Here is a 6,084-nt window from a genome sequence, read left to right as displayed (position 1 = left end):
GGTGGTGGGGGGTGGGTGTGCGGGATCTCCGGTACAAGATGATCATGGCGTTGAACGCCGCCGATCTGGGCGACCCCATCTGCGAGCAGGTGGCCGACATCTGCGCCGAGATCGCCGAGCAGCACTGCGCCGAGTTCGGCCACACGCCCGCGCTGCGTACCGGTGAGATCGCCGAGCTGGCCACCGGCGAGCCGGCGCTGACCTGGGCGCCGTCCACCCCCGACTCCGGGCAGCGTGCCTGGTGACCGCCCCCGCTCCGGCGGTCGACGTACGCCGTGCCGAGGTCCGGTTCGCCACCCGGATCTCGTGGCTGGACTCCAAGCACTCCTTCTCGTTCTCCAGGCACTACGACCCGGCGAACACCCACCACGGACTGCTGCTGGTCAACAACGACGACGTGGTCCGGCCGGGCGCAGGCTTCGAGACCCACCCGCACCAGGACATGGAGATCGTGACCTGGGTGCTGCGGGGCTCGCTGGTGCACCAGGACTCAACCGGCCACTCGGGGGTGATCTACCCGGGGCTGGCGCAGCGGATGAGCGCCGGCACCGGCATCCTGCACTCGGAGAAGAACGACGCCTGGCGGCTCAACAACCAGGAGCCGCACAGCGACCCGGTGCACTTCGTGCAGATGTGGGTGCTCCCCGACGAGGAGGGCGTCGACCCCGGCTACGAGCAGTTGGAGATCGAGGACGAGCTGCTCCGCGGCGGCCTGGTGCCGATCGCCTCCGGCATGGAGCGTTACGACGGCGCGTCCGCGATCCGCATCCGCAACCGGTACGCGACCCTGCACGCCGCCCGGCTCGCCCCCGGCGACGAGGTCACCATCCCGGACGCGCCCTTCGTGCACCTGTACGTGCCCGACGGCACGGTGACCCTGGAGGGCAGTGGCCCGCTCGGCACCGGCGACGCGGCCCGCCTCACCATGACCGGCGGTCGGCGGGTCACCGCCGATGAACCAGCCGAGATCCTCGTCTGGGAGATGCACGCCACAGTCGCCTGACGCCCGGCGTCTCCCCATGATCACGCTCGAACATGGATGTAGTGGCCTCCCGTTGTCGGGAAGCCACTACATCCTGGATCGAGCACGATCTTGCCGTGGCGCCGTGGCGCCGTGGCGCCGTGGCGCCGTCAGGCGGGGGATTCGGTGCGGTCGCCGGCCCAGGTGGTGTGGAACGAGCCCTCGCGGTCGACGCGCTGGTAGGTGTGCGCGCCGAAGTTGTCCCGCAGGCCCTGGATCAGCGCGGCGGGCAGCCGCTCCGCGCGCAGCGCGTCGAAGTACGCCAGCGACGACGAGAACGCGGGCGTCGGCACCCCGGCCCGCGCCGCGTCGGCCACGACCCGCCGCCAGCTCGGCACGCCGGCACCGACCGCCTCGGCGAAGTACGGCGCCACCAGCAGCGTCGGCAGGTCCGGCTGCTCGTCGTACGCCTCGCGGATGCGGTTCAGGAAGCGGGCGCGGATGATGCAGCCGCCCCGCCAGATCGTCGCCGTGCCGCCGAGGTCGATGTCCCAGTCGTACTCCTGACTGCCGGCGCGGATGTGGTCGAAGCCCTGCGCGTACGCGACGATCTTGGAGGCGAGCAGCGCCCGGCGGACGTCCTCGACGAACGCGTCCCGGTCGGCGACCTGCCACTTCTCACCGGCGTCCGGGAACGCCCGGCGTGCCGCCTCGCGCTGGTCGACGTGCCCGGAGAGCGAGCGGGCGAAGGTCGCCTCGGCGATCCCGGTGATCGGGATGCCCAGGTCCAGAGCGCTCTGCACGGTCCACCGGCCGGTGCCCTTCTGCTCGGCACGGTCCTGCACGATGTCCACGAACGCCCGGCCGGTCGCCGCGTCGGTGTGCGCGAGCACGTCGGCGGTGATCTCGATGAGGAACGACTCCAGCTCGCCGTTGTTCCAGTCCCGGAAGATCTCCGCGATCTCGGCCGGCGTCGCGTCCAGGCCGGCCCGCAGCAGGTCGTACGCCTCGGCGATGAGCTGCATGTCGGCGTACTCGATGCCGTTGTGCACCATCTTGACGAAGTGCCCGGCGCCGTCCGGCCCGACGTGCATGCAGCACGGCACACCGTCCACATGCGCGGCGATCTTCTCGAACATCGGCCCGAGCTTGGCGTACGACTCGTCGGAGCCGCCCGGCATGATGCTCGGCCCGCGCAGCGCGCCCTCCTCGCCGCCGGAGACGCCGGTGCCGCTGAAGTGCAGACCCTGCGCGCGCAGCGCCTCCTCGCGACGACGCGTGTCGGCGAAGTGGGCGTTGCCGCAGTCGACGATGATGTCGCCCTCCTCCAGCAGCGGCACCAACTCGTCGATCACCGCGTCGGTGGGCGCGCCGGCCTTGACCATCACGATCACCGCGCGCGGCCGTTCCAGCGACGCCACGAAGTCGGCAATCGTCTCGCCGGGCACGAACGTGCCCTCGTCGCCGTGCTCGGCGATCAGGCTGCGGGTGCGCTCCGGTGATCGGTTGTGCACCGCCACCGTGAAGCCGTTTCGGGCCAGGTTGCGGGCCAGGTTGCGGCCCATCACCGCCAGCCCCGTCACACCGATCTGCGCCGTCGCCTGCTCAGCCATCCGTGCCGCCACCTTTCACCGCCGCTATTGACCTGAACCTATCGCGGTACGCGCCAGTACGTACCGGGTGATCCACATTGCGATACTCCGGGTGGCCGCCGTGCTGCCGACAGTGGCGTCGGTCAGCCCTCGGCGAGGCGGGCTTCGATCCGGGCGACCTTCCCGGTGAGCGCATCGGTGACCCCGGGCCGGACGTCGGCCTTGAGCACCACACTCACCCGGGGCACCCGCGCGGAGACCACGTCGACCGCCCGCTTCACCACGGCCATCACCTCGTCCCACTCGCCCTCGACGGTGGTGAACATGGCGTCGGTCCGGTTGGGCAGGCCGGACTCCCGGACCACCCGCACCGCCTCGGCGACCAGGTCGCCCACGGAGTCGTCACCGCCCAGCGGGGTGATCGAGAAAGCGATCAGCATGCGCCGATCGTGCCAGTAAATCGGGTGCGCGTCCCGCCGGGCGGTGGTTACCGTACGGGCATGCGCAACTGACGCCCCACTCTCCGAGCCGGTCCGCCGCCCCGCGTCGCGGTCCGTGCGCTCCCGGGCGTCCGTATCCACTCCGCCATCCCGGCGATGCCGGCCCCGGTGAGCTGTCCTTCCCCATTCGACCGTCGCGCCGCGGCGGTCACCAGCCGATCCGACCGACCGCCGGAACGCGGGCCGGCCGTGACGGTCGGCACCGAAGGAGGCCCGGATGCCTGCCAGGCGCAACCGGAAGAAATCCCGTACAGCCGCACCCACGTCCGCCGGCACAGACCCGGCGGCCGGCCATGACGCGCTCCTACCGACCCGCCCCGACTTCGATCTCGCGGTCGAACCGGCGCTCCTGGTCGAGCTGGCACTTCCGGCGGAGGTGGGTGAGCCGGCAGTGCTGGTCGAGCCGGCGCTGCCGGCGGTGCTGAGTCAGCCGGCGCTGCCGGCAGCGCTGAGTCAGCCGGCGACGCCGGCGGTGTCGCCGGGTGAGCTGGTGCCGCCGTTCGACGTGCCGGCAGCAGTCGACGCGCCGGTGGTGGCAGACCTGCCGAAGGTCGCCGGGCGACCGAAGGCACCGACCGCCGGACCGCCGCAGGGTGGCGGGACACGCTCGGCCGGGGGGCGTGGTCACCAAGCCGGCCAGAGCCGCCGCTACGCCTTCCGCCGCAGCTGACCCGACCCGGCACCCACCCGGCGCGCTGTCCCGACGCTGTGGGCGGTGAGGCAGCACCATCGCCGATGGTGCTGCCTCACCGCCCGACGAAGCAGCACCATCGGCGATGGTGTGCGGATCATGCCGGCCCGGCGGCGCTTACAGACGCCGGTCGGCGCGCTGTGGGGAGAGAAGGGGTCAGGGTCAGCCGATCAGAGGGCGGAAGGCGCCGGTGAGGATGCTCGTGGTCAGGGCCGCGCCGGCCAGGGCGACCGACCCGGCGATCAGGAGGGCGTCGGCGCGGGTGAACGGCTGGCGGCGGGCGACCGTGCGTGGTGTGCCGGCGTCGAAGCCCCGCGCGTCCATCGCCACCGCGAGCCGTGTGCCGCGACGGATCGCCCCGACCAGCAGCGCGAACGCGGTGGAGGTGAACAGCCGTAGCTTCGCCACCGGGTTGCGTCCGGCGTCGACGCCCCGCGCCCGTCGCGCCATGCTGATCATCTGCCATTCCTGACCGAGCAGCGGCACCAGCCGGAACGCGGCCAGCGCACCGATGGCGAACCGCGCCGGCGCCTTCGCGTTCTGGATCAGCGCGTCGGCCAGGTCGGTGGGGTCGGTGGTGGCGAAGACGATCACACCGGGCAGGGCCACCGCGAACACCCGCAGCACCAGGCCGAGCGCGGTGAGCAGCACACCGGTGCTCACCAGCACCGGCCCCGCGTCCAGCAGGACCCGGCCGGACCGGTCGGCGGCGAACAGCACAAGGGTGACCAGGATGCCGGCGGCGCTGAGCAGCAGCGGCAGGGCCCGCCGGGCCAGCACCCGGTAGCGGATGCCGAACAGCGGCAGCAGGGCGAGTTCGCACGCGATGGCGATGGCCGGGGCCACCGGGTCCAGGGTGGCCAGCAGGATGAACGAGAAGATCAGCGCGGCGGCCACCTTCGCCACCGGGTTGCGGCGGGCCAGGGGAGCGTCGGGCGCGGCGACCGGCTCGATGCTGATCATCGGTCGCCGTCCGGGGTGGGGTGCAGCGTGACGGTGCGGTCGGCGAGCGCGGTGACGAAATCCGCGTCGTGGGTGACGGTGACCACGCCGTGCCCGGCGTCGCGCAGGTCGGCGAAGAGATCCACCAGCTCCTGCCAGGTCCGCCGGTCCTGGCCGAAGGTGGGTTCGTCGCAGATCAGCAGGCGGGGCGCGGTGGCCAGGGCGGTCGCGACGCTCAGCCGCCGCGCCTCCCCACCGGAGAGGGTGTACGGGTTGGCTGCCGCGAGCCGCACCAGCCGCAGCCGGTCCAGCAGTTCGGTGACGGTGTCCCTGACGGCTGTCTCGGGTTGGCCGGTGCGGCGCGGGCCGAGGGCCAGCTCGTCGAAGACGCTGCCGGTCACGAACTGGTGCTCCGGGTCCTGGAAGACCGACCCGATCCGCCGGGCCAGCGCGGGCGCGCGCCAGCGGTGCGGGGGAGTGCGGTGATCCGATCCGGCCAGCTCGCCGGACGCGGCGACCCGGCCGGTGCCCGGCTTCAGCAGCCCGCCGAGCAGCAGGGCCAGCGTCGACTTGCCGGCGCCGTTCGGTCCCCGCACGGCGAGTGCCTCGCCGGCGCGTACCGCCAGGTCGGTGGGGCCCAGCCGGGGTGGCAGGCCGAGCCGTTCGGCGGTGAGCAGCACCTCCCCGGGGGCGGCGGTGGCCGGCCGGGGCGTGACGGGGTGACCGGGCACCCAGACGCCCTCGGCGGCGAGGGCGGCGCCGTGCGCGGCGAAGACCGCCTCGGGTGGCCCGTCGGCGCGGACCCCGCCGCCGGGTTCCAGGACGACCACCCGGTCGACAAGCGGCAACGCCTCGGCGACCCGGTGCTCGACAAGGATCAGCGTGGTGTCGGCGTCCAGCGCGCCGGCCACCGCCTGCCGGACCAGTGTGGCGCCGGCCGGGTCGAGGTTGGCGGTCGGCTCGTCGAGCAGCAGCAGGCCGGGTCGCAGGGCCAGCGCGCCGGCCAGGGCCAGGCGCTGCTGCTCACCGCCGGAGAGCGCGGCCGTGTTGCGGTCCCGGCGGTACGGGAATCCGACCCGGCGCAGCGCCTCGTCGACGCGGGGCCAGATCTCGTCGGTGGGTACGCCCCGGTTCTCCAGCCCGAACGCCACGTCGTCGCCGCTGCGGGCCATCACCAGTTGCGTCTCCGGGTCCTGGAAGACGATGCCGACGCGTTCCCGAGCCTTGCGGGGGTCGAGGCCGTCGATCTCGACGGTGCCCTCCTGCTCGCCGGAATCGTCGGGCAGCAGTCCGGCAAGCGCGCTGAGCAGCGTGCTCTTGCCCGCACCGGAGGGCCCGAGCAGCAGGACCCGTTCCCCGTCCTCGACCCGCAGGTCAACGCCCCGCAGAGCCCAGGCC

General features: G+C 73.1%; 7 protein-coding genes. 3 read left to right on the top strand and 4 right to left on the bottom strand.

Features of this window, described 5'->3' with window-relative positions:
- Both FHG89_RS00785 and FHG89_RS00780 read left to right on the top strand, forming a co-directional pair.
- The coding region (locus FHG89_RS00785; protein WP_244295064.1) for a hypothetical protein at positions 1-245 on the top strand (245 nt) is incomplete at its 5' end.
- Positions 242-1,003 carry a pirin family protein gene (locus FHG89_RS00780; RefSeq protein ID WP_139581961.1) on the top strand — a complete coding sequence of 254 codons (762 nt, stop codon included), beginning with the start codon at positions 242-244 and terminating at the stop codon, positions 1,001-1,003. The genes FHG89_RS00785 and FHG89_RS00780, both read left to right, overlap by 4 nt.
- A 128-nt stretch (positions 1,004-1,131) precedes the next feature.
- On the opposite strand, the gene gndA is transcribed toward FHG89_RS00780, so the two are convergent.
- A complete protein-coding gene (gndA, locus tag FHG89_RS00775; RefSeq protein WP_139581960.1) occupies positions 1,132-2,574 on the bottom strand; it encodes an NADP-dependent phosphogluconate dehydrogenase in 1,443 nt (480 codons plus the stop codon).
- 122 nt (positions 2,575-2,696) lie between these two features.
- On the bottom strand, positions 2,697-2,993 hold the full coding sequence (locus FHG89_RS00770) for a thiamine-binding protein (protein ID WP_139581959.1): 297 nt from the start codon (positions 2,991-2,993) through the stop codon (positions 2,697-2,699).
- A gap of 277 nt (positions 2,994-3,270) precedes the next feature.
- On the opposite strand from FHG89_RS00770, the gene FHG89_RS00765 reads away from it, so the two are divergent.
- Positions 3,271-3,723, top strand: a complete 453-nt coding sequence (locus tag FHG89_RS00765) for a hypothetical protein (protein WP_139581958.1) — start codon at positions 3,271-3,273, stop codon at positions 3,721-3,723.
- Positions 3,724-3,906: 183 nt separating this feature from the next.
- On the opposite strand, the gene FHG89_RS00760 is transcribed toward FHG89_RS00765, so the two are convergent.
- On the bottom strand, positions 3,907-4,707 hold the full coding sequence (locus FHG89_RS00760) for an energy-coupling factor transporter transmembrane component T family protein (protein WP_139581956.1): 801 nt from the start codon (positions 4,705-4,707) through the stop codon (positions 3,907-3,909).
- Positions 4,704-6,084: ABC transporter ATP-binding protein (locus tag FHG89_RS00755; protein WP_139581954.1), on the bottom strand; the 1,381-nt coding region annotated here is incomplete at its 5' end. The genes FHG89_RS00755 and FHG89_RS00760, both read right to left, overlap by 4 nt.

Origin of the sequence: Micromonospora orduensis (assembly GCF_006228125.1) — a bacterium.
GTDB classification, from domain to species: Bacteria; Actinomycetota; Actinomycetes; order Mycobacteriales; family Micromonosporaceae; genus Micromonospora; species Micromonospora orduensis.
The sequence above is the reverse complement of the archived record's forward strand: the minus strand, read 5'-3'. Positions and strand labels throughout refer to the sequence as shown.

What these genes read in the sequence shown, in the direction of transcription:
- gndA (WP_139581960.1), bottom strand. Translation starts at nt 2,574, where the DNA reads ATGGCTGAGCAGGCGACGGCGCAGATCGGTGTGACGGGGCTGGCGGTG.
- FHG89_RS00770 (WP_139581959.1), bottom strand. Translation starts at nt 2,993, where the DNA reads ATGCTGATCGCTTTCTCGATCACCCCGCTGGGCGGTGACGACTCCGTG.
- FHG89_RS00760 (WP_139581956.1), bottom strand. Translation starts at nt 4,707, where the DNA reads ATGATCAGCATCGAGCCGGTCGCCGCGCCCGACGCTCCCCTGGCCCGC.
- FHG89_RS00765 (WP_139581958.1), top strand. Translation starts at nt 3,271, where the DNA reads ATGCCTGCCAGGCGCAACCGGAAGAAATCCCGTACAGCCGCACCCACG.